Origin of the sequence: Rhodococcus sp. WAY2, assembly GCF_009859915.1 — a bacterium.
GTDB classification, from domain to species: Bacteria; Actinomycetota; Actinomycetes; order Mycobacteriales; family Mycobacteriaceae; genus Rhodococcus_F; species Rhodococcus_F oxybenzonivorans.
Genome location: NZ_CP046573.1, coordinates 251860 through 278826, shown reverse-complemented (window position 1 = coordinate 278826; position 26967 = coordinate 251860). Strand labels below are relative to the sequence as shown.

Genomic DNA, 26967 nt, shown 5'->3' with positions numbered 1-26967 from the left:
TAGAGGCGTAGAGAGCATCCCACCATGAGCTTCGATACAGGTACGAAATCAACAATCCACCAGATCGGCACCACAAGGAGCGCCCTCAACGCATTCTCCGTCGATGACGCGAACGTCCTCACCCTTCCGCTCTCGGAGCTGATGGAACGGGCAGCGGAACTACGTAACGCGCACTTCGGCACAAGGGTGACGTATTCGCCGAAGGTTTTCATCCCGTTGACCTCACTGTGCCGCGACGGGTGTGGCTACTGCACGTTCTCCCGTTCACCCGCACGCGTCGAAGCGCCTTTCCTTACGCCCGACCAGGTGCTCGCGATCGCGGTGCAGGGGGCGCAGGCCGGGTGTCACGAGGCGCTGTTCACACTGGGAGAACAGCCCGAAGACCGATACGACGTCGCCTCGGAATGGCTGGCCGATCACGGCTACGGCTCGACCGTCGAGTACCTGGCCGCAATGTGCCGCCTCGTGACCGCGGAGACGGGATTGCTGGCGCACTCCAACGCCGGTGCTCTCGCACCGGATGCTCTGTCGCTGCTGCGGACCGTCAGCCCCGGCCAGGGCATGATGATCGAGTCGTTGAACCCGACGCTGATGGCCCACCGCGGTGCGCCCGACAAGACACCGGAACGCCGGCTGGCCACGCTGGAAGCCGCGGGCGACCTCGCGATTCCCTTCACGACCGGGATCCTCGTCGGCATCGGAGAGTCTCCGCAGGACCGTGTGACGGCGCTGCGAGCCATCGCTGGTGTACACAGGCGTTACGGGCATGTCCAAGAAGTGATTGTGCAGAACTTTGTGCCGAAACCGGACACTGTGATGCGCAACGAACCCGCCTGCCCGCAGGACGACTTGCTGCGCACGATCGCAATGGCGCGGTTGATCCTGCCGCCGGATGTGCACCTGCAGGCGCCCCCCAACCTGTCGGAAGACCTCGGTCCGCTGCTCGATGCGGGGATCGACGACTTCGGTGGTGTGTCCCCTGTGACGGTTGATCACGTCAACCCGGAACGACCGTGGCCCTCGCTCGACCGGCTCCGCGAGGTGACCGAACGGCACGGCAAGTTCCTCACACCCCGACTCACCGTCTACCCCGAGTTCGCGCGCCGCCCCCACCAATGGATCGACCCCGGACTGCATTTCGCGATCATGGATCGGTCGGACGCCGAGTCGCTCGGCCGCGACGACCCGGGTGCGATGTTCCCTGAGAGCCACGCCGACGCGAAGAACGTCGGCACCGGGGCGGAAGTCGTCCAGATCGGTCGACGCTCGACCGTCTGGAGTGCCGGGTCGGAGTTCGCGCCCACCGAACTTGTGCCGAGCCGCCGGCGAGGGTTCGGCGGGCCCGTCACGGACGTCCTCGACGGAATCGCCTCGGGGCAGCAACCTGGAGTGGACGAGATCGTCACGCTGTTCGGAGCTCGCGGGGGAGAGGTCGCTGAGGTCGCAGACTTCGCCGATCAGCTCCGCGCCAGGGCGGTCGGTGACGACGTGACATTCGTGCGGAATCGGAACATCAACTACACCAACGTCTGTACCTTCAAGTGCACCTTCTGTGGGTTCTCCAAGGGGCCGTTGTCGCTGAATCTGAGGGGTAAGCCGTACCTTCTGACGCTTCAGGAAGTCGCCGGCCGTGTCCGGGAGGCGTGGGACCTCGGGTGTACCGAGGTCTGCCTGCAAGGCGGCATCCACCCGTCCTTTGACGGCGACTACTACATCGACGTCTGCCGCGCGGCGAAGGAAGCAGCGCCCGACATCCACGTGCACGGATTCACAGCCCTCGAGGTCACGGAAGGAGCCAAGCGACTCGGGGAGCCGCTCGAGAATTACCTACAGCGATTGGTCGACGCAGGACTGAAGTCACTACCGGGCACCGCTGCCGAGATCCTCGACGACGACGTCCGGGCAATCCTCTGCCCAGACAAGATCGACACCGAGGAGTGGCTCGAATGTCACCGCGTCGCCCACTCAATGGGCCTGACGTCGAACGTGACGATGATGTTCGGAACCGTCGAGGAACCCGTGCACTGGGCGCGGCACTTGCTCCGCACCCGAGAACTCCAGCGTGAGACGGGCGGGTTCACCGAGTTCGTTGGTCTTCCGTTCGTGCACATGGCGGCGCCGATCTACCTCAAGCGTGGTGCGCGCCGTGGTCCGACTTGGCGAGAAGTAGTGTTGATCCACGCGATTGCGCGAATCGTCTACGACGGGCTGATCGACAACGTGCAGGCGTCGTGGGTCAAGCTCGGACTAAAAGGCGTTCGTCAACTGCTCCAAGCCGGAGTGAACGACGTCGGCGGGACGTTGATGGACGAGAACATCAGCCGTGCCGCCGGCGCAGCCCACGGCCAGCAACTCGACGAGACAGACCTGGACGAGGTGGTGCAGGGAATCGGCCGCCGCTTGCGACGGCGAACGACCAACTACCTCACGCCCCCCACACACCAACTCGATCTGCACGGTGCGCCGACACACTCACCAGAGGTGATCCTCAGATGACAACAACAAGAACCGCTTCCGGTCGCTCGAAGCCGATCCCCTACATCTATAACGACGCTGAACAGCTCGCCCGCCACGTTGCGTCAAGGTTGCTTTCGACACTTGCCCAGGCACAGAAGGAGCGCGCCTACGCGTCGTTGGTGCTCACGGGAGGGCGAACCGGGACCGCGGTGCTCGAGCGACTACGCACCGATCCGAATCGCGACATCGTCAACTGGCAGCGAGTGAACTTTTTCTGGGGCGACGAGCGTTTCGTGCCCCGACATGACCCCGACCGTAACGAAAAGCAGGCGCGTGAGGCCCTGCTGGACCACCTGCCCGTGGACCCGGGCCGTGTGCACGTCATGGCGCCCTCCGACGGCGGCTTCGGCAATGACGCCACCGCAGTGGCGAGCGCCTACCAGGCGCTGCTGTGCGCGTACGGTCGCCCGGACAGGGCGCCCCTGTTCGACATCTGCCTCCTCGGGATGGGCGAGGAAGGTCACGTCGCGTCGATCTTCCCGGATTCACCGGCCGTGCTGGACATGCAACGTGAGGTGGTGGCGGTATACAACTGCCCGAAACCACCGAGCACCCGGATCTCACTGACCCTGTCCGCGATCACGCGCTCCCGCGAAGTGTGGATGATGACCACCGGCGGAGCCAAGGCGGCTGCCGTCTCGGCACTGATGAAGAAGGAGTTGCCCGCTCAGCAACTCCCAGCAGCCGGCGCGCAGGGATTGAGCGCAACCAGGATGTTCCTGGACGCGGCCGCGGCCAGCTTGCTGACAAGTGCCGATGAAGTAGCAACTGAATGAGGCGGTTGACGGATGCCGACAGTTGAATCTGTGCAGGTTCACCCTCCAGAGGGTTTGCGGGTCGACATGGTGATCCCGGTAAAAGCGTTGAGTGAAGCCAAGACCCGTCTTCTGGGCGCAGCCGACGGAGGAATGGGCGACGCCACCTGGCACAAAAGCCTTGTTCTTGCCATGGTGACCGACACAGTGACCGCAGTTCTCCGAACCCGCGCAGTTCGCCAAGTCTTGGTTGTTACTCGTGATCCCGAGGTAGCCGAGAACGTTGGGCGCCGAGGCGCAACCGTCTTGCAGAGCGAGCCTGGAGGGGGCCTCAACGCTGCCCTCGATCACGGGGCGAGTGCACTCCACGCCGGCGAGTCAGGCCATATAGTAGGCGCACTGCTCGCCGATCTCCCAGCGTTGCGTCCCCGCGAACTGTCCTCCTTCATTTCAGCCGCCGGGGGGCGACGCGCGATTTGTGCCGATCGGGCGGGAACTGGCACGACGTTGCTGCTCTCCGCTCGGGGTGAGCGCCTGCAGCCTCAGTTCGGCAGTGGGTCGGCACGTGCACACCTTTCCTCCGGAGCGATTCAGTTGGCCGGCCACTGGCCTTCGCTTGAATCGGATGTGGATACGGCGGCAGATCTCCGGACGGCGCGAGATTTGGGAGTCGGTCACTGCACGGCCGCCCGGATCGCAGCGTTCCGATCAAACTACGAGTTGATGATGCTGGATAAACACGAAGTCGCAATGCTGCGCTTCGCGCAGCACTGGACTCCGTTCGGTGGTGGAAGCAACGACGAGATCTTTATCCAGTTCGGTATCACCCCGCGTACATATTTCGAGCGGCTCATCAAGTTGCTCTCACCGGATGTCACCCCCAAACTGAGTTCCATCCAGCGCGAATCGATGCTCCAACTCGCTTATGGGCGTACTACCGAGGAAGACGAAGGTTGGCACAAGCACTGAGCGTGAGCTTTGACGCGACAATGCGTGACCACTTCGTTCCGACATACTCATGATTCATACGTACTGAGCTTCGATCGTGAGCCTACCTGTTGGGAGACCAACCATCCCATGCGATGCCGCAGCCCTGTGGCGCCCTCTTGGTGGAGTCAGCCGGCCACAACCTGAGGTATCGGTTCATCTGCCCACCCGAAGCGAACTCGTACGGACGAATTCGCCGAACAACGCCATCGACATAGGAAGCGCTCACAATGACCGGTGTACAGACGAATGACCACGGGGCGATGAATGGACTGCAAGTAATACCCGTGACCGGCCTACCTGAGTTCCGGCCGGGGGACAACCTTGTGGCACATATCGCTCAACGCGCGTCTTTCCTGGTCGACGACGACATCGTTGTGGTCACCAGCAAGATCGTATCGAAGGCGGAGGGTCGGATAGTCGATGTGCCGGGTGACACCGACGAGCGAGAGGCCATCCGGCATCAACTCGTCGAGCAGGAGATGGTACGCGTAGTCGCCCAAAGGGGTCATACCCTCATCACAGAGAATCGGATCGGCATCGTCCAAGCCGCTTCTGGAATAGACGGATCCAACGTCTTCTCCAACGAACTGGCCCTACTTCCGAGTGACCCCGATGCCAGCGCACACTCAATTCGAGAAGGGCTGAAGGAACGGCTCGGAGTTACAGTGGCAGTAGTGATCACCGATACGATGGGCCGGGCTTGGAGGAAGGGGCAAATCGATGCGGCGATTGGCAGCGCCGGAATTGCGGTGCTGCACGGATATGCCGGTACCAAAGACTCTCAGGGAAACGAGTTGCAAGTCACCGAGGTAGCAGTCGCCGATGAAGTTGCCGCCGCGGCAGACCTCGTGAAAGGAAAGCTGTCGGGGAATCCGATCGCTGTCGTGCGCGGACTCACACTGCAGGATGACGGCACCAGCGCGGTTGATCTGCTCCGACGCGGCCCGGAAGACATGTTCTGGCTCGGCACCTCCGAGGCGCTGATCCAGGGGCGCCGCGAGGCACTACTGCTCCGCCGGTCAATTCGTTCTTTCACCGACAAAGCGGTAGACCCCCAAGCGATCCGAACGGCAGTTGCCGATGCCCTTACGGCTCCTGCGCCGCACCACACTCGTCCCGTTCGATTTGTCTGGCTGCGTTCCAATACTATTCGCGCACGCCTACTTACCGCCATGCGTGAGCAGTGGCGCACAGATCTGGCCGGCGATGGACTACCGCGGGAGTTGGTGAACCGACGCGTTGAACGTGGCAACATCCTATTCAACGCGCCCGAAGTGATCGTTCCGTTTTGCGTACCTGACGGTGCTCATGAGTATCCTGACCTGCGCCGACAGCGGGCAGAGGCGACGATGTTTAGCGTGTCAGGAGGCGCTGCCGTTCAGGGGTTGCTGGTCTCCTTGGCTGCCCAGGGAATCGGCAGCTGCTGGATCGGCTCAACAATTTTCGCTCCAGACGTAGTGCGCGGCCAGCTCAACCTTCCGACAGAGTGGCGCCCCTTGGGTGCCGTGGCTGTCGGCTACGCGGCTCAGCCGCCGGAGCCCCGCAAAGCAGTTGATCCCGCAGATGCACTAATCGAATTCTGAGATCTCCTCTTCCCCACACGGCGCCCTCCGCCCAGGACACGTATCCCGCGAAAACAGTCGAGATTCGCAGCACCCATCGAAGGAGGTTCAGCCCTGATATCACCATCACACCGTTGTTCCCCCGAAAAGTGTGCCGGTGAACGTACAGAATCAGCGATGCGCCCGACTTCTATCGCATACGCCCCCAGTGGAGTGGCGGTACCCGTTTCGGTTGTTGGTACGCTCCCCGAGGCGCTCGCCTCAGCTGTCACATCGCGAACTATCAGAGTCGACGCCCATCAGCGCATCGATGAACGTGGACAGCGGGCTACGCAGCAGATCAGGGCTGGCGTCGGTGACGCGATCGGTCAGGACCTGATGCAAGTCAATCTATCGGAGGCGGTGGTGATCGCCTCACGCCGGTCAGATCCGATTCCGATCCGTACACCGCATTGTTGGACGCAACCGACCCGCCCGAACTGAGGTCGTTACGGGAGGGTCGCGTGCAGAGCCTGATATGGCGAGATGTTCGCGCGGATATCTCCGCTCTAGCTGGATCGATGGCGCGGGCCACCCTTCGGTTCTTCGCTTGTGGCGATTGACGATCCGAAGGGCGGACCGCGGCGGATGCGAGTCACGGCAGGACCCGCCGAACGCCTCGATATCACCCTGCACATGCAAACTCATGTGAGGGGATACGGTGTCGCGCCGAACGGAGCGCTTACCGTCCGAGGTCGGTCTCCGGGAGGAACATGCGAGAAGCAGAAGCCTGCTCGTTCACCTTCGCCACTACGAGTGCTGGCGCGGAGAGGGCTCAATGAAACGGGCGTGTTCGCGTGCGGCTGGAGGCTACCGAGCTTATGACGATTTGTTGGGTCCCATTCGGAGCTTCCTGGTCGTCAAGTAGCGCACCATAGCGCTTGCTGCACATCCCGATCAGCTCTCCTGTCTCACCCATCGCTCACGAGCAGGCTGCTCGCTTTGGCGACCTTCTCCATCGCTGGTAGTCAAGTTTCCGACGCCGCGGCATAGAAAACTAATCGCGCTACCACCTTCCGAGTAGCCTGTGTCCGCAGCGCTCGAACTGATCCAGAACTGTCTTATAACCCGACCCCGGCCGGAACAGTTGCCACACGATACCCTTGGCTACCGTGAAGTGAGCGAGGCGAAAATTCTCGTGTTCGGTTAACGGCCAAGCGCCACACAGAATTAAACCTCGCAGGATGGGCGCCGATGGCGCGAACCGTGGCGGTCGCCTGGATCTCGAAGAAGACTTCGGTGTCCCCCTGTGCCAACCGGGTGAACTAGCCGATTTCCAGGGTTGACCTGTCCTTCGAGAGCACCTCGTCGTAGTAGTAGGCGGGAACTTCACGGTTACTGTTCTCGAGAACTTCGCCCCACGCCAACGTCCGCAGGATTCTTCCATCTCGGAAAACGGGTACCAACAAATTCTCTTCGGGCGAGACCTGCCCTCTTGGAACAGTCTTGAAGTCACCGTCGACCTTGCACAGCGCCAACCGCCCAGCCTTGGAATGCTTCATCAGGTTCCCGGTCGGCCTCTTGGCAATGTCCTTCCACTTACCATCGATGCAAATGGCATTTGCCTTCTGGCCGAAATTGAACGTATCGCGATTTATTTGCTGCAGCAGCCCGCCACCCATACCGCACAGTGCATTTTCCGCCGAAAGGCCTCGGCGCTCGAGCTCATCGTAGACCTGTCGCAAACTCTCAATTGTCAAGCCGTCGCCCTGGAGAGCCCGAATATAGGGCGGGAGAACCCTGAACCCCTTGCTATTGACTTCATACCCGAACGCCTCCATCAGCCACTCGACCGTGTCGGAGGTGACCTGCACTACATCGCCCGAATCGATACGTATCCCCACGAGTCCAGGATATTCCTCTACCTGCTCCTTTAGTTTGACGCCAACGATATTCCGGACCGTGTTCTCGTGGTTGAAAGTATCAGTCAGTAAACTGACAATGGGAGATTTCCTGTCGAGCATACGTCGCATCTGCTCCGCCTCCCCGTCGGGACCCCAGGAAGAAATACTTGCATGCTCCATGTGTACACCCGAAAATGCGGGAGTCGCTGCGTCGTAGTACTTCTTTGCGGCAACTGTTGCGGGCACCGTCTCGCTCTGGTCGAAGTTAACCAGATGCGCCATCCCTCCCAATGCTGCCGACTCCAGGGAACTCACACCGCGCGCGCCGAAGTCAGCCAGATAGTGGCCCGCTAGATCGGGATTGTCCGAGGTACGTTCCAGGGCGTTCCAGATGATTTTTTTCAACATCCAACTCAAGGAGGCGACTGAAGTCGGATACCATACTGCTCGCAGAAGCGCAGTTTCAAAGAAGCTCGGCACCCAGAAGTACTTGGGATCGGTATTGATAACCTGCAGCATCACGTTCCTTGTCGGAACTACTGTCCCTTCGGGAACGGCTTCGATCTCGATCGGCAAATAGCCTCCGTGGTCCTCCAGCAGGTCCAGCCAGATTTGCCGATTGAACTCGACATTTGTACCGCGAATAATTGCTTCGGCCTCATCAATGTCTTCAACAGTGAACGGCTTGCTGAGATACTCCCGGAGGAATGCCTGTAGCCCGAAAAAAAGTGTAGCTGGGAAGGCTCCGCCTCGGGACTCGATGTAGCTCGAGACATACTCGGTGCCGGGCGGATACTGGAAAAACTGGGTGTGCTTATAGTTGTCAGTATTGGTCAACAGATTAGTGAAGCCAGTTCTGGTGGTCATGCAATGCTCCTACGGGGATGGGGAGATTAGAACTCGATCGGATGCTGATAGCGCACTCGGACGCCCGATGAGGTGGACCAAAAGTCCTCGGAGGTCACGTAGAACTAGTCCGTTGTTGAGATCCTGCGATCTTTGAGAAAATCCGGAAGTTCATGCACCTCTGTAACCTGCGGGGTTGTCGTCTCCCGTGTGTCCCAGCCGATCATCTTTTCCGGCCTCAGTTCGAAGTAGGTTCTTCCAGCAACTTTGCCGAACAGAAAGTACGGCTCTGCAAAGGGATGGCCGGTGTAGAAGTACTTGTCGTACACCAGTTGCTCGAGGTGGGCCACACGCTCGGGATCATCTTCTACGGGAACGGCAGCGCCGAGAATGCGTACGCCGGCGACGGTGGCGTACTCGTCACCACTATCTACCAGCGCGGAAAGGGCGCGGCCGGCTCTCACATTCGCTGCGTGGCGCCCGGCGGCGTCAATGGGAAGGTAGATCTTTTCGTCTTCGACTACGTACCACAACGACGACAAGTAGATCGTTCCGTCTTCGTTGGAGGTAGCCAGCCGGATCATTGGCTGACGGGCTAGGTAGGCCCACCTCTTCTGTCCTCGCAGTGGCGCCGCCACACTGGCGGTAACGGCTGGCACGTCTTCACTCATTTTTCCATCCCCTGTCCCCGCAGGCTCCGCAACTGCTTGCTGTACGATTTTTGCTCGACAATTCCAGGCCGTGGCGATGGCCCACTGGTGAACAAAAGGCGACTCTCCTGTCCCGTCGGCTCCATGGTGTAGGTGAATCCTGCTGGCAGGTATAGGACTTCGCCGGGGCCAATCTCCAAAATGACCTCGCGACCGCCGCGGTCCTGTGCCCGAACCCGCATCATTCCCGAGATGCAATACTGGGTTTCGTCGAAGTTCGCTTGGAACCAATGCACTTCGCCATGCTGGGGCTCTACGTACATCATTCCATGCCGGAAGTACCTCGCATCATCTCGTTCTTGCGTGAGAAAGATTTTGGTCCCAATTCCGTTGTTCCAGTTCATCTGGGGAAGAGACTCGATTTCGTCTTCGGCTATCGCTCGAGGATAACGTCGAGCATTCTGAGCCTGAGGATCAAGATCTGACATCAATATGCCTTTCCATGCACTTAAAATGGGACGTGACGTCGAATTTTCCTACTTGGGAAGCAGCCTGCGTTCATTGATAGGCGGTTGTGCGAGCAGGCGTGCATCCCAGCCGCTCATTTCGTCGATGTCGATTCGGTACCAACGTCGGTTCTTCACAGCGCCGTCGCTAAAATAGAACTCAAGGTGGGGATGAGTGTGATAGAAATATTTCGCGGCGGAGAGGTCGAGCAGTGTTTCCACAATTTCGCCCTCTATGATATGTGCGGTTCCGCGGAAGTGCACTGACCTGAATTCGGTAATTTCGTCACCTTCATCGACGACGCCGGAAACTACCTTGTTTCGGCTTATGTTGCTGATGTGAATATTCGCCGGTGTAGTAGTGGCTCCTGGGTCGCCAATCGCACCGTCGAGAGGAATGTAAAGCGTTTCCTCGTCGGTCACGAACCACTCGGCGCTTACGTGAATAGCGCCGGCATCATCGGAGGTAGCTAGCCGAACCTTGCGAGCTCGTTGGAGGTATGCCCACCGTCCGATCCCGTCGAGTGGAACAAATTCGTTTAGTGAAACTGCCATGATTTAGTCTCCTCAAAGTTCAGGGTTGTCGCGCATCGCGATCAGTGCGTCACTGTAGGACGGATCGTCGCCTGTGAATTTCCACCCGGACTGTTGCACCGGTGCCATTGTCCAGAAGTTGATCGAGTCCACACCTGAGGCTTTGAAGGTGTATTTGAAGCCAGCTGGTGCCCAGAAGTGGTCACCTTCGTCGACGACGTAGTCGGCCTCGGCCCCTTCAGCGTCCACAGCGTGCAATCGGAGCTGACCCTTCACGCAGTAGAAGGCCTCATCCCATGCGGTCTCGTCCCAGACAAAGTCTTCCATATCCGAATCGTGGAAGCAGTATCCTTGTGTGTAGTAACGAGAATCCTCGCGTTCGCGAGAGATGAAAACTCCACTCGCACAACCCCTCGAAAAGGGCAGGCGCGGCATACTCTCGATCTCCTTGAAATTGATCACTTTCGGGAAGCGTTGAGGGCGGGACGGAAATGAGGCTCGAATTTCCGCGCCCACTGATTTTGTGGTGGACGTATGCGTATTGGGCATGAGTATTCCTCTCTGGGTTGCTACCATAATTCGCGAAACGGCGTGGCTCCGCTTGAGCACGTGGTCATACCAGGCCGCTGGACGATGCTGGCAGTACGTTGATAATAAATGTGGATCAACGAACGTGACGGTAAATGGAGGGGCGGAGCTATCCGCCACTGCTTCCGGTCAGAGTGCTTGTGGTCCAGCGATGAGACGACGTCCGATGCTGTAGGCGTGTCGGAGGTCGTTGCCGTCATAGAGTTTGGCTGCGAGGCTGCGAATGGGGTCCTTCGCGTTGACGCCAACCGTGTTCGGGAGCCATTCAAAAAGAGAGATATCTGAAGTCGAATCACCGTACGCAACGCACTCGGCTGCAGTCAGTCCCCAGTCGTTAAGCATGCGCTTTGTGATGAGCACTTTATCTTCGAGGGTCAAGGTTGAGTTTTCAGTGACTTCCCCTCCTAGTTCTATTCGCGACCCAAATGTTGCATGTGCCCCCCACCGTTCCAACCTTCGAACGAAAAAGTAGGGCGATTGCGAAATCACTATGCACCGCTCATCACGGGCAGCAATGTCAGCGAAGACCTCAGGTATGCCTTCGAGCCAAACGGCCGCCTCAAAGGCCCCATCAATCTGGTCTTCGCTGGCTCCTGCCCATAACTCTAAGGCCTTGTTCCAGAAGGCAACCTCGCTGATCTCCCCACGCAGCCACGCCTCTTCAAGGGCGAATGCGGTATCAAAGCAGCCTAAGAACCGGGAAAGTTCTACCGTTGCAGCACCCATCAGGAGCGTCCCGTCCATATCGAACACGTGGAGTCTGCTCCCACCTTTGACTGCCGGAATGCTCTGCTGCTGCATCTGCACGCCCATCCCACCTCAGATCTCGGGGACTATTGAAGTCCGTCATGTAAAGCGTGTGGTGGGTTCGAACACGTGATGCTCCTCACCCATGTTGTGGGATAACGATAGCCGGAGACCCTCAAGACAGCAATAGTAGTAACGTTTCTATTTTGCGCCTGCCTCTGGTGATGCTTCGAAGGATGTCGCATAGGAATCGTCGTCGACATCGCAGTCGTCGCCGATCTTTGGTGCAAGGCAGCAGCATTCGACCTTCTTAGGCCGTTCGTTGCGAGGGTGGATCCGAACGAGGCGAGTACGAGCTGGCAAGAATGGTTTCTAGTTTCCGCCTTGATTCTGCTTGCGTTGGTACTTTTCCGTTACCCCGTAGTTCCCGTTGGCTCTGACTGCCGTACTCCGCCCGCGATGGCCAACGCGGTCGTTGACAATTAGCTGGTGCATCAAGGTAAATTCGATGGCCCGTGTGGTAATGCGCTGATCTTGCCGTGTGATGGCGCTGTTAATCGCGCTGTGCGCGACGCGTCACTGCAAGTCACCGGCTGTGCCGGGGATTGGACGAGTTCGACGGAGGTGCACATGTTGTTGCCCGGTGCAGCCTCGATTGCGAGGCGGATGCTCGAGGCCTGGGCGCGAGCCGGTGACTGACGCTCCATCTCGCGCTCGGCACGGTTCCGTCATCGACTGGCGTTACTGCGGAAGGAACCGGCTTCCGTCGATCCCCAGGGCGCGCATTTTGCGGTAGAGGGTGGAGCGAGCTACCCCCAGGCGTTGCGCAGCCAGTAGTTTGTTGCCGTCGGTCTCGACGAGTGCTTTGAGCAACGCGTCACTCTCCGCCAATTCGAGAGATGTCGACGCATTTCGGCGGCGTAGATCACCGTCGCGGTATCCGTCGGGTAGATGCTGCACTCCGATGTCGGAGCCCATCGACCGCAGGAGCGAGGACGCCAGAACCGATTCGAGTTCTCGGACATTTCCCGGCCAGTCCCGCGCGACCAGCAGTTGCAGAGCAGCGGGTTGCAGTCGCAGGCCGTTGCGGTCGGGGGAGTGCTTACGTAGTAGGGCGACACTGATGTCGGCGATATCTTCGGACCGGAGTCGCAGTGGATCGATCTCGATGCGGCGCATGAAGTGATCGCACAGTCGTCCGGCGGGACCTTGACGGATCGCTTCGCCGGCGGTGGCAATGATCTGCGCGCGATGGTCGACTGCCTCACTGAGGACCGCGCAGACGTTGGGGACCAGTTTTTCCGGCAGGAGATCGAGGTGCCGGATGATAAGGGCGCCGTCGACCTTGTTCCAATTGATCAGTCCGGTAATCCACGCGTCGGGGTCGACAGAGGCGGTAGCAGCGTCGAACACGGTGAAACGGCCGTCGGCATCCTGCATCCGGTGGAGGGCGCTTGCGGCGAAGAACTTGCCGACGCCGGGTTCTCCGGTGACGAGGACAGGCGCGTCGATCGAGGCGAGCCGCTCGAGTTCGGTCTGCAGTCGTTTCGTCGACAAGCTGCGGCCGGGAATCTTGACAGTCTCCGCGCGTTTTTCGACGGCGGAGGCTGACGCCAATTGACGGGCGGACGACTTCTTCGTATCGCGGAGATGCTGCCGCATCTCGATGACGATGCCCGCCGGCGATCGGGAGTCTCCGACTCTACGTGCAGTCGCGGATACCGTGACGTTGTCGGCGAGCCTGACTTCCCCGATGAATTCGTCGCGGCCGGCGAGCATTCGGCATGCCCAATCCCAGAGGAGCGCTTGGTCGGACGTGTCGATGATCTGCGCGGCCATCGGAGTGGTCATGATGACATCCTGGTTCAAGGACACCACTGCGGAGGAGCCGCGGCGAGAGGCCTGCAGGAAGGACTGGAGAAGCCGTTGCTCGCGATCGGAGGACTCGGCATAGAGGCGCGACTGAATTTCGCGAACGGCTGATTTCGCCAGGGCGCCCATCAGCGCGTTGGAATCCGACAGGTTGGAGGTGATGTCGAGTATCCCCTCCACGGTGCGGGTGATCGGATGGATGATGGGAACACCGACGCACGCCAGGCTCTGTAGCGCCTCACGGTAGTGCTCGCCACCGCTGACCTGGAACGGTCGTCGCTCCTCCAACGCGGTGCCGATCCCGTTGGTGCCGGTGTCCTCCTCGGCATACCGGAATCCGGGTGCCACGTAGGCGCGGTCCAAACGCGCTCGCAACCCAGCGTTGCCAGCCCTGCGGTCGACGATCTGCGCGGCGGAATCGGCCAGCAGGATGGTCGCGGGGGCGTCCAGCAGATGGAGGACGAGGTTGTCGATCACGGGATCGGCGGCTCTTCTCAACCGGCTGTCGCGATCCACGTCCGGCGTGTAGGGAAGGTCGTCATCGCCGGACGAGACGCCGATAACTTCACACCGCCGCCACGACGCTTCGATCTCGGGTCGGAGATTGCTCAACTCTGGGTTCTCTCGTGATGGCGCTGATGTCCAGAATCGGTCACGTTCGCTCGTCCAGAGTCGGTCACGTTCGTTCCATGGCCCGCGGCGCGCCTTGTCGATACTCATAACCACCTTACATAACTGGTCAGGGGATTCCCGGAGCCCGATTTTCTCCCGGCAATGTAACTTGGCTCACATCGGTGGCAGTGTCCCATTTTGCTACAGTCCGCAGGCGAGAGCGTGAGGAAGATTATGTCCGACTTCGTCGACGGGTGACTCGACGCGCGCGAACAGGTGGGCCGGGACGGTGCCGCGGCGGGACGGTCCAGGCAGGCTGGCGGCTCGGAAGGATCCGTGCCCGGTCGAGCTCACCCCGCCGATCCATGGCGCGCACTGTGATTCACCCCTTCGGTAGCGTTTGGATTCGAACCGGGCTACCACGGTGGGTTGTCGAGCCAGGACCGCCACGACCGTTCCGGAGCACGGATTGGTTGCGGCGCACCCGATGAGGGCGAGTTGCTCGAGCGACCGGACGGGGACGGGGGAGGGCATTCCGGGCGGGGGCAGCGCCGGGTCGGTGGCGGTCGTCATCGCGGCCTCCTCCCGTCCGTGCGGGTACGGGCGGGGTCCGACATCACTGCTTCTTCCCCGCCGATGGGGTGGTGCTGGTGCGGTACCCGGCTCGTCCCTGAGAACGGGCAGGTGGCGCGTGTCAGTGTTGTCGGTCGTGGCGGTTGAGTTCGTCGAGGACCTGGTCGAGGGCGGTGGTCGGAATCCGGAAGTCCGGGCCTTCCGCGTCTCGGAGCATTCCATGACGCTGCGGCGAAGTTGCCGCTCCCGCTCGGTTGAAACGGGTGGGGGGCCGCTGTTGAGCGTGACCGACCGACTCCTTTTGCCGCGGCATGCCGTCTCGGGTGATCCGATGTTCGGCACCGCGGGGAGCACCATCGTGGAGCCTGCTGAGTTGCTCGAACGCCAAGTCCCTCCCCGTGACCAGGATGCTGCGCTGCACTGAGGGTGCCTCTCGTGTGTGTCGAGCGGCGCGCTCTGCTGACCGCCCGCTCAGGCCAGGATGAGGCCGTGGCGATCGAACCGCAGCAGACCTTGACGTGTGTTGTTCGCGGCGGCATGCGCACCTCGATCGCTCGTACGGCTGGGTCATGCGGCATGTCTCGGGACCCGACGAGTCTGCGCGGTCGATCGAGGAACGCACTGCCAGAACGGATCCCGGCGAGGCTGCACGGGTGATCCTGCGGGGTGTCGAGCGGGGCAAGGCGCGGGTGTTGGTTGGCCCGGATGCTCGGGTGGTTGATGTGGTGATCAGGTTGCTCGGGCCTGCGTATCAACGTTGTTGCCGGCGCGAAAGCGCCTGCAGAAATGAGGTGTCCACCCACAACCGCGGAGACTGTTTACCGGTGAATCTGTTCGCGCCCGGGAAGCGGATACGACCCTGGCGGCTCCCCGCGGCTCTATCTGGTCATCGCTTTTCGTTCTCGTTGGCGCGGCGATGGTTGGCGCACGGGGCTTTTCGTAGCCCACCGAGGGTGGCGGCTGGCACGCACCGGGGAAGGCCCTGTGTCAACGAGCAAAGAGGTGTTCCATTAGTTGTCCCAGGGCGCCCTCATCACAGGCGGGGGAGGATGTCCATCCACACGCGCAGTGGTGGCCGTCCGATCACGGGTACGTCGACGAATACGAGGGAGCGCTGCGGGGAGGTCCAGTCGCGCATGTCGAGTGTCGAGCAGCCGGGGGTCGGTTCGAAGCCGCTTGTGCACAGCACGCTCACCCCGGGCTCGAGTGGAGTCAGAACGCGGGTTCCCGGCACGTCGGGGTTCCAGAAGCCGGGGTCCTGCGGACCGAGCACGTCGTTGACGAACACGAGGGAGCCGCGAGGAATCGGCGGGGTGGCGGGGTCGGCGCCGGCGGGGGTTGAGCCGATCAGAACCGTGGCCGCGGCCGAAGCGAGGGCGGCGCCGGTATGCCGTCCGGAGGGGATCGGCGGGGCCATGTCGGACTCCTTGCTCAGGGAAGGTGCGGAGAGTGTGTCCTCACGTTAGTCGTTGTCCCATGTCGAGCGGCCGCTTCGGGTGACTGATCGGGAATCGAGGATTCTGGCGTAATCAGGAGCAGGTCAGGCGGTTCGCTAGCCATTTAATGGTGGTCCTTCGGTGTGGTCCGTCCCGGCTCAGGGTCACGGCCGCGGGGACCGGGTGTTACCCAACACAAATGTTGGGTAGGATGGGTGTATGGCGACGGTCAAGGCGCGAGACGAGGCAGTGACGGCGGCTGCGGCGAAGAAGGCCGCAGGGCGTGCGGCGCGGGCGAGCGGCCACGCGGGGAGGTCGCCGCGGGTGGCCGCCGATGATCCGTTGTCGGCGGAGCGGGTGCGGTACCTGACCGGCGCTTTCGGTGGAGCGCAGCTTGCGGCGATCGTCGGGGTGAACCGGTCACAGCCCTCGCGGTGGATCAAGGGTGTGGAGCGGCCGGGTCCGGCCGCTGCGCCGTTGTTGATCGACCTCGAGCATGTGCTGGCCCGTGCCCGCCTGGTCTGGGGGGAGACGGCCGCCCACACCTGGCTCGAGAGCGCAAACGCGTATCTCGACGGTGCGCGTCCGCTCGATGTGCTGCAGCTGTCCGGGCCTGCTCCGGTGCTCGAAGCGTTGGATGCGCAGGCGTGGGGCGGGGCCGCCTGAGTGCTGGTCTACCGCATCTTCCCGTATCTGTCCGCGGCGGCACCGGGACAGCCGGGGCACCCCATGTATGAGCATCGGCCGCAGCGCGGCGGCCGGATCGATCACCCGGATTATCACGTCTGGTACCTCTCCCGACTGGCGGAGGCGGCCTGCGGGGAAAGTTTCGGGAACCTCGCCCGCTGGGAGGCGTCGATGCTGGAGTTCCCGCTGCTGCCGGGGTCCCGGCGCGCGCTCGGGGTGTTCGAGTTGCCCGATGATCTGCGGGTCCTCGATCTGGACAATCCGGCGCAGTTGGTGCGGTTGGGGTTGCGACCGACCCAGGTGGTGACCCGGAATCTGACGGTCACTCAGGGGTGGGGGCATCGGATCTGGTCGGAGACCGAACCCCACACGGGGGATCGGGCGTGGCAGGCGGTGTCGTGGTGGTCGTATCACCGCCCGCAGTGGTCGGTGCTGGCTTCCCCGCTGCGACCCGAACTGGTGCGGGTCGAACCCCTGGACCTGGAGCATCCGGCGATCCTCGACTCGGCGAAAGCCTTGCAGCGCATCGTTATGTGACGGGTGCCGGGACTTGTTGCCCCGCGCGTGAACGGAGCGAAGTTCGGGCGACGCGGTGGGCGGGCGGTGTCGGCCACCGCGGCCAAGTGGCGCGCTTCTTCCGTTTCTGAATCAGGTGCGCGAGCAGGACGACGACCGCGCCGGCGACGAGCCCGGACGAGTGCGGACACCACGGACGAGTGAGCCGATCCGCAGCGTCGCACAGAAGCGGCGTAAAGAAGGGAAGCTGATCGGATTACCGATCGGGACCCCCTGAACTACCGGTGCCCTGCGTTCCAGTTAGACCGGGCGCGGCGCAAATCCATGACCTGGTGAAGTACGCGAACCGGCGGTTCGCGATGGGCGCAGGGCCTGTACGGTGCGTCGTCGTGGTGGCCGACGGGTTCGGAGATCCTCGATGGTCGCAGCCCGCTCGAGGATCTCGAGGCTGGTGAGCTGACCGAGATTGCGGGCGACAACGTCCTCGACGCGGTCCGTCGGGGGCGTGTGAGCGAGTGCGAACCTCTCACGGCGCACCCGTGCACACCGCGGCTGGCACCGAGTTGTGGCGGTTCCACCGCGCGGGCAGCCCCTTCCCGAACGGTGTTCCACTCGACTGCCATCGACCCCCGCACGATGCGGGTGCCGCGGCAGGGCCGAGTTCGACCCGTCCACGACAACCACATCTACTCGGTGGATCACACCTCGGCGGCTACCTGTACGTCGGGTGATCGGTGGGTGCGGTTGTGGCCGAGGGGATTTTGCGGCAGCGACATCTCCAAGACCGCGCTGCTCTCCGCACTGCTTTCGCCGAAGTGTCGCTCATCCGGATGATCACGGGTGCGGACATCAGCACTTTCGACTGCAGCGGTGTGCGGTGTCCGCGGTCCTGGCTCCGGGAACGCTGTTGGTAACTTCGGCTGGATGGTGTGTGCGGTCAGAAAGTCCGGTGATCGCGACGGGGCCGGTCACTTGTCGCAGGCGATGCCGTCCTTGTCGCGGTCGAGCTTCGTCGAGTATCCGGGTTCGCCCTGATAGATCGGTGCTGCCCCGGCTGCTTTCGCGTCGGCGCAGGACCCGTAGCTGACGGATGACTGCGGGACGGTGGGGATCGGTGCCGGGGGATTCGGCGGGATCACCATGGGTGCTGGTGGTGGGGCAATAGCAACGGTGGTGGTGGGGGCGACGGGGGCCACGGGCGGTAGGACTGCCGCGGAGCTGGTGAGAGGAAGGTTCGCGGCGGGCGTGGTCGACGTTGCGCTCGCGGTGGTCGTTGGCCGGGCACTCGACGCGTCGACCAGTCGTGCGATGGTTGCCGTGGTGGTCGGCGTGCTGTCGGACTGTGTGCCATCACTGCCGCAGCCGCTGATGAGTGCAGCGAGGGCCACAACCGCCATCCCGAGGATCGTCTTCTTCACCCTGGAAGGTAATCAGACAAACAGGGCGCCGGGTATCGGTCGAGTGACCGACATGTCCTACTTTCCGCGCAGTTACCCCGACCGCTGGAGGCCACTCGTTTCCCACGCTCTCACGCGATTCCGGTTCCTTCCCGGACTCGGGGCAACGGAGGTTAAGGGCGTTGTGTCGTTGCTTCGGTGACGCCGCCGACCGAAGTCGGGGGTCCGGTCGGCGGAGTCGCCGTGAAAGTCGTTTCGGGCATACGGGTCGTTACAGGCTCGCGCTGAAAGGTTGGCGCCGAACGTACGAGGTCCATCGTGGCGCCCGCCCGCTGCGGTTCGACGTGTCGATTGCGCACCCTCGAGGGGCGGCGTCCGTGCTGGCGGGGTGAACGACACTCAAACTGGCCGCGGTACGGGCGGCACTCTCCGGAGGCGCCCAACCGTTTGTGGCACAGGATGCTCGGTCGTCGCGACCTCGGTAGCGGCATTGTGAAGGAGGCCGCTCTTCGATGCCGATGGATGCAGTTCCCGATCTTCGTCACTGCCGTTGGCTGCGGGTGGCCGGCGGGCGGTATGGGCCTGGCCGCGAGCACGAAACCGGGTCCGGTCTCGCGGTGGCCGCAATGATCTTGGGAACTATCGAGCTGATGGCCGTTGTCCTGGCGATCGTGCTGGCCGTCTCTCTTCGCTGAAACACCCCGAAAGGACATCGAGTCACCGATCACCAACGCTCTGTCGTGGGGGCATCCTCGATCTCACCGTGTTGAGTTCCGCCACACTGTGGCACCCCAAGGGGCGCGGTCACGGTTCCTCTTTCGGAACTCGCGAGAGTCGTGAATCGATTGCGAAAAGTGTTGGGAGGTCGCATATTAACTACCGTTGCCGATCCTGCTATTCCTGTGGTGGCGGGTCACAGACATGTTTGGGTGGCCTATGTCAGTCGAATAGCTGACACAGCAAGTGGACGGGGCGGGGGCCGCGGCGTGCGTGATGCCTCCTTGTCTCTGTTCGCGGGAGAACGGTGTCGCCTGCTACGCGCATGGGACCGTCCCGATCTGATTTCTGCCACCCTCATGGAACCAGTCGCCGAGAGGACCCCTGCCACTGCTGGGGCCGGATCAAGACCTTTGTCGACGAAGCTGTCAAGGGACACGGGGGCGTCGACCGAGTTGCGTGGTGATGCCCGGGACCGGGCACTCTCGGGTATGGGATCGAACGCAGGCCGCCCTACCAGCCCGCCGGCCGCAGCTCTGGGCGGTCGGCTGATGCAGCTGGTCGGCGACCGTGATGCCGCCCGGTTCTCGCGTGAGATCTCCGAAGTGTGCGTCGAACCGCACCCCACCAACGGTCGGCCAGCCTATCGCGACGTCCTCACCTGGGTCGTCGATGCCATCGTCGGCGTCATCATCGCGCGCCTGGGTGCCGCAGGCCCAGGAGAGGAATTGATCTTGCAACTCCGCTTCACGGACGGCGGCGGATATGTCGACGTCGAGGCCTTGCCCGCGTCGGAGCGTTGGGTGCTGCGGACGGTGTCGGCCTTCGTCGCCGAGGATCTCACGGAAGGGAAGCGGTTGCTCACCGCCGCCGAACAATTCGACATCACCCTACGGGCGGAAACCCTGGCCGACGCGATTATCTGGCTCGACTTCGTTCTCGATGTCGACCTGCCCGACCCACCCGACATCACCACCACATAGCGACGGGTGGCTTGGCTGGGAAGTTCGGAAGAGACGAGTTTCCCGCTGCGCAGGTCTCGGTCCGAAGCGTGCGGGTTGACTGCTCATCGACTGGGCACCACGTCAATCCTGTGCCACTAGTCATCTATCGGGTCTTTGTGTGCGGTCAGGAGCAGGTGGTCGAACCGGGCGCGAAGCAACTCGGGCAGCATCGCCTCGGCGGCGGGGTCGACGAGAGCGTCGTGTCTGGCCGGTTGTCATTCGACGACTGTGGCGACCCCGAGGGTGGTGGTGATGGGTTCGAGTCCGATCAGTGGCCACGCGGCCGTGAGGGTGACAACGCCGGAAGTGGGGGTGCGGATCCAGTATCCCGGCACGGTTCGGTAGAACGTTGTCGTCCCCGAACCGGCTGCCGTGGTCACGGGGCAGTACGGGTCGGCTTCACCGTGGAGATCGTCCACCCCGATCTGGACGGTCAGGTAGGACCAGTGCGCGGAGAAGTCGTTGCGGTCGGTCAGGGCACGGGTTTCGTGGCATGCGATCTGGGCGCTGATATCGGTGGCCGTCAGGGCGAGCAGTAGCTGCATGCCGCTGGGGTAGGCGACGATTTCCGAGAGTTCGAGCCGGACGCAGGGTGAGGCGGCGAGAAGGCTGGGGCCGTGTACCCGGTTCCCGCCGGTCGCTGGTGGTGCAAGCGCCGGCCACCGCCATCTGCGCATGACACCGATGATCCTCGGTCATCGATCAGGTTTCGAGCACGGAATGTGATGAAGGTGCCCGGGGCCGCCGAAACGAGGCGGCCGGGACGGCGTCATTCCTGTGCTCTGGCCCCCCACCACACCCACGCCGAATTCGGTGCGCGAACCCGCTCCGGGTTTTTTTTCAGGCTCCTCACGTGTGTGGCATCGAGATTTGGGGGGCATTCGCGGAACAGGGTTGGGTCTGATACCGGTTCAGGGGCTGATTAAGGTCCCGCGGGTTGTGTTCCCAGCCCGCGGGGCCGCGCTCATTGTTGTGGGATGCGTTCGTGGACGGTGATCAGGAGATGATCGAATCGTGCACGGAATGACTCGCTCGGGCTGCCGGCATTGGTTGCCAGTTCCTGTACGAGTTGGGTGGCGATGGCCCGGAGCTTGGTGTTGGTGTGTTGCGAGCGCCAGGTCAGCACGTCGAAGGCGCGGTCGGCGGAGATGCCGTAGACGAGCATCAGCGCCCCTTTGGCTTGTTCGATGACGGCCCGCGTCTTTTCCAGCTCGTCGACCGCTTCGGTCACCGATTCCTGTAGGTCCGTGTCGAGGGTGTCGGTGACGTCGATGTAGAACCCGGAGGTGCCGATCACCGCATCGGTGTTATCGAGCAGGCGGTCGCCGACGACGATGACGTGACGGGTGCGGCCGGTGGTATCGATGATGCGGTGCCGGCTGCTGAACGGTTCCGCGTCGGAGATCATTCGTTCGAGGATCTTCGCGACCTGCCGTTGGTCGTCCGGGTGTTTGTGGGAGAGGAGTAGTTCGGTGGTGGGGGTGATGGTGCCGGGGGTGTATCCGTGCATCTGTGCCACGGCATCGGACCATTCCCACCGCTCGCCGTCGAGGTAGAAGCGGAAGCTTCCGACCCGCTGTGGGTCACCTGCCCCGAAGACCTGATCCACCGTGCGATCCACACCCACAACCGATCCGTTTCCCATTCTTCGTGTTGTTCGCAGCACGAAGCATCTATGGGAAGTCTGTCACGTCGGGTGCGGGAGGAGTCGCTATATGAGGGCATGGAGTTGGGCACGTTCGATCCGCTAGCCCCGCGAATTCCTGCCCGACGTTGCACCGCTCTTGGTATCGCTGCGCAGCCCTGGTCGAGCATTCGGGTACCGAGCCGGGGGAGGGAGGTACCTGTTGTTGGGCCAGTGGCTCGTGATCGGGCCCATTTCCGGCCACGGTACCGACCAGCAACCACGCGTAGCGCTCCGTCCTTCCCGGAGCGGGGTCGGATGCGACAATCAGGTCCATGCCCGACACACCGGAGAAGGACCATGACGCGATCGTGCCGGGGGCGCGGGTGCGGGTCCGGGTGGGCGGCAGTGCCGCCGGTTCGGACTGGGTCCTGGGGGTGGTTGTCGACGATTACGCCGCCGAAGCGGGCAGTGGTGCCGGGCACGATTGGGCCCCGGTGCGCCGGTGGGCCGTGGCGGCCGATGACGGACGGCTGGTCTTCGTCGACGATGGTGACATCGAACCCACCCCGCCAGAGACCAGCTGAGAGGTCATCCCCGTCCAGTACTGGACTGGACTATCGCGTTGCCAGATCAGCGCCCGGCGGACGCTGTGGCGGTGCGCGTCCCGTCGGCGGGGAGTGGCCGGTCCAGCGTTGTGGGTGGTGGGTTATCTCGGTGGCATGTCGAACTGTGTCCACTCTTGTCCCCACTGCCGCAACCGGTTTCGGTTGAGCAGTGTGTGTGCGAGGGCGGTGGGGAGCAGGACGGCGCCGGCGGCGGTTGCCCATACTCCGAATGCGGCGCTCACGGCCAGCACGGTGTTGTCCCGGCTGCTGGGGATGGGGTCGGTGAGGTTGCCGTCGGCGTCGACGCTGATGGTGATCGTCTGACCCGACTGTGCGTTCGCGTCGGTGGGCACTGGTGCGGTGCGGTGCCCGTGCGGGGTGGACCAGCGGGCTTGGGCAGTGTTCTCTGTGCCGGCGGAGCGAACCGAGAGGTTGTCGGGTGCGGGGTGTGTGTCCTCGAGCAGAACGGCCGGCACCTGACGCACGCCGGCGCGCAGTGCCTGGGTCTGGTCTTCGAGCCGGGTATGTGTCGCAGTTCCGAACGCGGCGACGGGAATCGCCAACAGGACCAGTAGTGCGGCGAGCAATACCAGGATGGCCTCGAGGCGGTCGCTTCGGCGCATCAGGTGGTTGCTGCTCCAGGGACGGAGCCGCCATCACCGGATCGGTGTGGGAACAGGAGCCGATTCCTCCGGGCGCATTTCTCTCACCCCCAGCAGGTTCCGCTTTTCTTCCTTCTTCCTCGATTGTGCGACGAAATCTGCGGTGCTGTCGCCCGACGTTCCGGGAGATGATCTCGAGGTTGCGGGGATCGCCGAGCCTTGTCTCTGCGTCGACACCCATAGGCAGGCCAGTGTGGTGACTGCCCGGAGTGATCGGGGGCGGGGCGCGATCTTGTCCCATCCGTTTGCCGAGTGGTGAACCCGGGTGTGCCGACACGTCCGCTCTCCATCTCAACCTGGGTATCGGTCGTTCGTCGAGAAGAGGGAAGACGCGGTACACGGAAATATAGGGAGCAAGCTGCTGTGCAATGGGGCGGGGCGTGGGTGAGGACATCACGGTCGCGGTCCTCGACACGCAGGCCACCGGGTGGGCGGCAATCAACCAGGAACGACTCGCCGGCCGGGTGCGCGTGGCGCGATTACCGCGACTCGCGGATGACCTGCACGACCATCCTGGTCGGTATCCCGACCGCGGCGCGGTGCCGGCGCGGCCGAGACGAACGCGCCGTGATACTGGTCGAACGGGTACACCACCGGACATCATCATCGATGCCGCAGGTGCTCTTGCCGACCGCGGATGAGCACGTGTCGTCGACTCGTTCCTCGATGACTTCGGTTTCATCGTGGATGTTCGGTGATCGGCGTCCGCAACCACACATCGCGGTGGCGCAGTGAGGCCTGAAATTCCTCGTCGTCGAGCTTTTCCACCAGCGTAAGCGGGACAGCGGAGTGCAACTCGTATGTCGGTGCTCTCGGCTGGGAAGCGACCACGGTTGGGAGTCTTGCTCTGGCCTCGGCGCGGGTGGGAATCGCCTCTACGGAAGGCTCATCGTTTGGACGCCTTTTTCGGCAGGCCGGATGGGTGGGCGCCGACCACGGTGGGTACCCCATAGATGGTGATGTGAGATGACCTCCCACGAGGCGATCCGACGGTGGATCGCGCAGCAGATGTGCCTCGACCTGGAGGCCGCCGATCCGGCCGCCCTGGCTTACCTCGACGAGGTGACGGCGGTAGCCGAGGCGGGATACGTGCGGTCCCTCCTCAAGCTCGGGAGTTACCGTCCCTTGGTCGGTTGACCTCCGGACAAAAGAAGGCTGCCAGGAAGGCTCCGGCGAAGACGTCGGGCGCGAGGTCGGCGGCTGCGGAGTCGGCTGCGGAAGCGACGGCCGCGAAGAAGGCTCCGGTGACCGGAGCGGCGGCGGGCACCGCTCCGGCGAAGGCGACGACCAAGGAGATTCGCGAGTGGGCAATCGGGGAGGGCCGTGAAGTGTCCGTCCGCGGTCGGATTTCGGCCGCGATTGTGCGAGCATTCCAGGACGCTGCGGCAAAGTTGCCGCTCCCGCTCGGTTGAACGGGTGGGGGTCCGCTGATGAGCGTGACCGACCGACTCCTGTCGCCGCGGCATGCCGTCTCGGGTGATCCCATGTTCGGCACCGTGGAGGTCACCATCGAGGAGCGTGCTGAGTTGCTCGAACGCCAAGTCCCCCCTCGTGGCAAGGATGTTGCGCCGCACTGACGGTGCCTCTCGTGTGTGTCGAGCGGCGCGCTCTGATGACCGCCCGCTCAGGGCAGGATGAGGCCGTGAGCGATCGAACCCGAGTGTGGACTCGATGCTCGCATATACGCGGACGACTTTGTGCGTCCGAGGGTGAGACTTTCGCATCCCGACGACCGCGCTCGATGAGGTTCTCGATGAGCTGAGCAGTGTCGAACGATCTCGTGCGATCGCTGCACCAAGAGAGGCAGGTAGGTCGCCATCCGGTGAAGGTGCCGGTGTTGTTCCCGGTGGCGTGCGCACCTCGATCGCTCGTACGGCTGGTCATGCGGTGGGCGTCGATGGTGACGAGGTTGCGCGGTCGTTCGAGGAACTTATCGCCAGAACGGATCCCGGCGAGGCTGCACGGGTGATCCTGCGGGGGTCGAGCGGGGTACGGCTCGGGTGTTGGTTGGCCCGGATGCTCAGGTGGTTGATGTGGTGACCAGGTTGCAACGGTTGTTGCCGGTGGCGAAGCGTCTCCAGAAATGGCATCGGTACGGCCGATATGACTGGCCGCCGAAAGGCCCGACGATCGAGCGCACGTGGACAGCCGTTTCGATGACGCCACAGCCGCACGTCGCGTTGGGTGCAACTGTGCAAGCCTGCCTGCGGAGGGAACATGTCTGGCATCCTCGGATCATGGCGGAACAGCGCGGAGTTGAGCGCCTAGGCCCGAGCGACCTGACCGAACTCGCCTCGGACGTCGGGCCGGTGCCCATGAATGTCGGTGCCGTGCTCTTCCTCGTCGGTGACGGGACAGCCGGTGACGGGACAGTGGATTTGGCGACCATCGAGGCCACCCTTACGAAGCGGATCAGCGGGATACGCCGGTTGCGGCAATGTCTGGTCGACCCGCCACCGGGCCTGGGCCGGTCGTACTGGGCCGACGACGAACACTATGACGTCGGTGCCCATTTCGCACGGGTGCGCTGCCCGGCCCCGGGTGACCGCGCCACTGCTCTGGCGATGGCGGTGGAGGCAGTCATTCAGCCGCTGCCTCGCTCACGGCCGCTGTGGAGAGCGATCATCATCACGGACCTTGCCGGCGATTTCGGTGCCGTCGGCCTGGTGATGGTGCTGCACCATGTTCTCGCCGACGGAATCGGTGGCCTGGCGATCTTGGCGCATCTGGTCGATGGCATGGCCGCGGCGGGATCGGTGGACGAGATCCCCATTTCGTCCCCGCCGCCACGGCCGATGGAGCTTCTCGCTGACTGCGCCGTCGAGCGCCTGCGCACGTTGCGGCAGATTCCGCGGACCGTGGCGCGGGTGCGCGGGGGCTGGAATGAGCTCGGGCACAGTATCGGTCGCCCCGCACCCCGCTGTTCTTTGAATGTGCCGACCGGGCCGCGCCGTAGGGTGACGACGGTGGAGACCGACCTCCGGACTCTTCGGGAAGCTGGGTGGAGTTCCGGGGCAACCGTCAACGATGTCCTCCTTGCCGCGATCACCGGGGTCCTGGCCGTACTCCTGCACCGACGGGGCGAGTTCCCGCTCGAGCTTGTGGTCTCGGTACCGGTCTCTGCCCGAAGGTCGACAACGAGCGGGAACCTGGGAAATCAGGTGGGGGTGATGCCGGTCCGGGTACCGCTGGCCGGGAGTCCGGCGGAGCGGTTAACCGCCATTTCAGGGATTACCCGTGTCCAGAAGAGGAGAACTCGTGGTACTTCGGCGGCACTGATCGGGCCCCTTTTCCGGTTTCTGGCAGCGGTGAAGCTGTTTCGGTGGTTCGTCGACCGTCAACGGCTCGTCAACTCGTTTTTGTCCAACCTGCCAGGTCCGCCGTCCCGACTGGCCATCGCCGGGGTTCCGATCGCGTCGATGGTGCCGATTACCGTCACTGCGGGAAATGTCGGTGTGGCGTTCGCGGCACTGTCGTATGCCGGCACACTCACGGTCACGATCATCGCCGACCCCGATGTGGTACCGGAGATCGACGACCTCGCCGCAGCCCTGCACGAACAATTCCAGGTTTTCGACGAGGGCCACGAGTCAGCGCGGTAGATGGCAGTCGGAAAGAACACCTCCGAAAACCGTGGGTGCACATCACGGAGAGGAAGGCGGTTTGGGGGAGAACAATGGG

27 protein-coding genes and 2 pseudogenes are annotated in these 26967 nt (G+C 62.8%); 15 read left to right on the top strand and 14 right to left on the bottom strand.

Translation table 11 applies throughout. The features are described 5' to 3' along the window. Nucleotides 1-24 precede the first annotated feature (24 nt). The 4 genes from cofH to GFS60_RS31315 all read left to right on the top strand — a co-directional run bounded on the left by cofH (nt 25) and on the right by GFS60_RS31315 (nt 5845). Entirely contained in the window at nt 25-2496 is a 2472-nt protein-coding gene (gene cofH, locus GFS60_RS31330; protein WP_159928051.1) for a 5-amino-6-(D-ribitylamino)uracil--L-tyrosine 4-hydroxyphenyl transferase CofH, read from the top strand. Further along, complete coding sequence (pgl, locus tag GFS60_RS31325) at nt 2493-3293, top strand: 6-phosphogluconolactonase (RefSeq protein ID WP_159928049.1); 801 nt, start codon at nt 2493-2495, stop codon at nt 3291-3293. The genes cofH and pgl overlap by 4 nt, the downstream gene beginning before the upstream one ends. A gap of 12 nt (nt 3294-3305) precedes the next feature. Continuing rightward, entirely contained in the window at nt 3306-4241 is a 936-nt protein-coding gene (gene cofC, locus GFS60_RS31320) for a 2-phospho-L-lactate guanylyltransferase (RefSeq protein WP_201453685.1), read from the top strand. 248 nt (nt 4242-4489) lie between these two features. Beyond that, on the top strand, nt 4490-5845 hold the full coding sequence (locus GFS60_RS31315; protein ID WP_159928047.1) for a coenzyme F420-0:L-glutamate ligase: 1356 nt from the start codon (nt 4490-4492) through the stop codon (nt 5843-5845). Between the two features lie 1283 nt (nt 5846-7128). Here the strand turns inward: GFS60_RS31315 and GFS60_RS31310 are convergent. The 8 genes and pseudogenes from GFS60_RS31310 to GFS60_RS31275 form a co-directional block, all read right to left on the bottom strand. Continuing rightward, nucleotides 7129-8574: a nicotinate phosphoribosyltransferase gene (locus GFS60_RS31310; RefSeq protein WP_159928045.1), complete on the bottom strand. Its 1446-nt coding sequence runs from the start codon at nt 8572-8574 to the stop codon at nt 7129-7131. 104 nt (nt 8575-8678) lie between these two features. Then, entirely contained in the window at nt 8679-9224 is a 546-nt protein-coding gene (locus GFS60_RS31305) for a pyridoxamine 5'-phosphate oxidase family protein (RefSeq protein WP_159928043.1), read from the bottom strand. Then, a complete protein-coding gene (locus GFS60_RS31300) occupies nt 9221-9691 on the bottom strand; it encodes a cupin domain-containing protein (protein ID WP_236603581.1) in 471 nt (156 codons plus the stop codon). Before GFS60_RS31300 ends, GFS60_RS31305 begins: the two co-directional genes overlap by 4 nt. 48 nt (nt 9692-9739) lie before the next feature. Next, a complete protein-coding gene (locus GFS60_RS31295; protein ID WP_159928041.1) occupies nt 9740-10264 on the bottom strand; it encodes a pyridoxamine 5'-phosphate oxidase family protein in 525 nt (174 codons plus the stop codon). A gap of 12 nt (nt 10265-10276) precedes the next feature. Further along, a complete protein-coding gene (locus GFS60_RS39430; RefSeq protein ID WP_236603580.1) occupies nt 10277-10792 on the bottom strand; it encodes a hypothetical protein in 516 nt (171 codons plus the stop codon). A 168-nt stretch (nt 10793-10960) separates the two neighbouring features. Then, the gene (locus GFS60_RS31285) at nt 10961-11632 is read right to left on the bottom strand and encodes an HAD family hydrolase (protein ID WP_236603660.1); all 672 of its coding nucleotides are present in this window, start codon (nt 11630-11632) and stop codon (nt 10961-10963) included. 687 nt (nt 11633-12319) lie between these two features. Then, nucleotides 12320-14062: a sigma-54-dependent Fis family transcriptional regulator gene (locus tag GFS60_RS31280; protein WP_236603579.1), complete on the bottom strand. Its 1743-nt coding sequence runs from the start codon at nt 14060-14062 to the stop codon at nt 12320-12322. 267 nt (nt 14063-14329) lie between these two features. Next, nucleotides 14330-14596, bottom strand: a pseudogene (locus GFS60_RS31275) (hypothetical protein); the annotation flags it as partial. 175 nt (nt 14597-14771) lie between these two features. On the opposite strand from GFS60_RS31275, the gene GFS60_RS31270 reads away from it, so the two are divergent. Then, on the top strand, nt 14772-15059 hold the full coding sequence (locus tag GFS60_RS31270) for a hypothetical protein (RefSeq protein WP_159928039.1): 288 nt from the start codon (nt 14772-14774) through the stop codon (nt 15057-15059). A gap of 609 nt (nt 15060-15668) precedes the next feature. Here GFS60_RS31270 and GFS60_RS31265 read toward each other — a convergent pair. Continuing rightward, nucleotides 15669-16052 carry a hypothetical protein gene (locus tag GFS60_RS31265; protein ID WP_159928037.1) on the bottom strand — a complete coding sequence of 128 codons (384 nt, stop codon included), beginning with the start codon at nt 16050-16052 and terminating at the stop codon, nt 15669-15671. Nucleotides 16053-16290: 238 nt separating this feature from the next. On the opposite strand from GFS60_RS31265, the gene GFS60_RS31260 reads away from it, so the two are divergent. After that, nucleotides 16291-16737 carry an antitoxin Xre/MbcA/ParS toxin-binding domain-containing protein gene (locus GFS60_RS31260; protein ID WP_236603578.1) on the top strand — a complete coding sequence of 149 codons (447 nt, stop codon included), beginning with the start codon at nt 16291-16293 and terminating at the stop codon, nt 16735-16737. Next, a complete protein-coding gene (locus tag GFS60_RS31255) occupies nt 16738-17295 on the top strand; it encodes an RES family NAD+ phosphorylase (protein WP_159928035.1) in 558 nt (185 codons plus the stop codon). Between the two features lie 947 nt (nt 17296-18242). On the opposite strand, the gene GFS60_RS31250 is transcribed toward GFS60_RS31255, so the two are convergent. Further along, on the bottom strand, nt 18243-18692 hold the full coding sequence (locus GFS60_RS31250) for an excalibur calcium-binding domain-containing protein (RefSeq protein ID WP_236603577.1): 450 nt from the start codon (nt 18690-18692) through the stop codon (nt 18243-18245). A 491-nt stretch (nt 18693-19183) separates the two neighbouring features. Between GFS60_RS31250 and GFS60_RS31245 the strand changes: the two genes are divergently transcribed. Together GFS60_RS31245 and GFS60_RS31240 are read left to right on the top strand one after the other, a co-directional pair. Continuing rightward, nucleotides 19184-19366 (top strand): hypothetical protein, encoded by a 183-nt coding sequence (locus tag GFS60_RS31245; protein ID WP_159928033.1) that lies wholly within the window; start codon nt 19184-19186, stop codon nt 19364-19366. Nucleotides 19367-19879: 513 nt separating this feature from the next. Then, nucleotides 19880-20371 carry a hypothetical protein gene (locus tag GFS60_RS31240; RefSeq protein ID WP_159928031.1) on the top strand — a complete coding sequence of 164 codons (492 nt, stop codon included), beginning with the start codon at nt 19880-19882 and terminating at the stop codon, nt 20369-20371. A 236-nt stretch (nt 20372-20607) separates the two neighbouring features. Here GFS60_RS31240 and GFS60_RS31235 read toward each other — a convergent pair whose 3' ends face one another. Then, nucleotides 20608-21069 (bottom strand): hypothetical protein, encoded by a 462-nt coding sequence (locus GFS60_RS31235; protein WP_159928029.1) that lies wholly within the window; start codon nt 21067-21069, stop codon nt 20608-20610. Nucleotides 21070-21356: 287 nt separating this feature from the next. Then, nucleotides 21357-22037: a PAS and ANTAR domain-containing protein gene (locus tag GFS60_RS31230; protein ID WP_159928027.1), complete on the bottom strand. Its 681-nt coding sequence runs from the start codon at nt 22035-22037 to the stop codon at nt 21357-21359. A gap of 314 nt (nt 22038-22351) precedes the next feature. Between GFS60_RS31230 and GFS60_RS31225 the strand changes: the two genes are divergently transcribed. Beyond that, on the top strand, nt 22352-22603 hold the full coding sequence (locus GFS60_RS31225; protein WP_159928026.1) for a hypothetical protein: 252 nt from the start codon (nt 22352-22354) through the stop codon (nt 22601-22603). Nucleotides 22604-22725: 122 nt separating this feature from the next. Here the strand turns inward: GFS60_RS31225 and GFS60_RS31220 are convergent. Then, nucleotides 22726-23259: pseudogene (locus GFS60_RS31220) on the bottom strand (Rv1733c family protein); the annotation flags it as partial. Nucleotides 23260-23654: 395 nt separating this feature from the next. Between GFS60_RS31220 and GFS60_RS31215 the strand changes: the two are divergent. Then, complete coding sequence (locus GFS60_RS31215) at nt 23655-23927, top strand: hypothetical protein (protein WP_236603576.1); 273 nt, start codon at nt 23655-23657, stop codon at nt 23925-23927. A 37-nt stretch (nt 23928-23964) separates the two neighbouring features. Here GFS60_RS31215 and GFS60_RS38760 read toward each other — a convergent pair whose 3' ends face one another. After that, nucleotides 23965-24117, bottom strand: coding sequence for a hypothetical protein (locus tag GFS60_RS38760; protein WP_201453682.1), 153 nt, complete (start codon nt 24115-24117; stop codon nt 23965-23967). A 135-nt stretch (nt 24118-24252) separates the two neighbouring features. On the opposite strand from GFS60_RS38760, the gene GFS60_RS38755 reads away from it, so the two are divergent. The 4 genes from GFS60_RS38755 to GFS60_RS31205 all read left to right on the top strand — a co-directional run bounded on the left by GFS60_RS38755 (nt 24253) and on the right by GFS60_RS31205 (nt 26888). Then, on the top strand, nt 24253-24423 hold the full coding sequence (locus tag GFS60_RS38755) for a hypothetical protein (protein WP_201453681.1): 171 nt from the start codon (nt 24253-24255) through the stop codon (nt 24421-24423). Further along, nucleotides 24420-24698, top strand: coding sequence for an Lsr2 family DNA-binding protein (locus tag GFS60_RS31210; protein WP_236603575.1), 279 nt, complete (start codon nt 24420-24422; stop codon nt 24696-24698). The genes GFS60_RS38755 and GFS60_RS31210 overlap by 4 nt, the downstream gene beginning before the upstream one ends. Before the next feature lie 18 nt (nt 24699-24716). Next, nucleotides 24717-24863 (top strand): hypothetical protein, encoded by a 147-nt coding sequence (locus GFS60_RS38750; RefSeq protein WP_201453680.1) that lies wholly within the window; start codon nt 24717-24719, stop codon nt 24861-24863. A gap of 660 nt (nt 24864-25523) precedes the next feature. Next, the gene (locus GFS60_RS31205; RefSeq protein ID WP_159928025.1) at nt 25524-26888 is read left to right on the top strand and encodes a wax ester/triacylglycerol synthase domain-containing protein; all 1365 of its coding nucleotides are present in this window, start codon (nt 25524-25526) and stop codon (nt 26886-26888) included. The last annotated feature ends 79 nt before the right edge of the window (nt 26889-26967 follow it).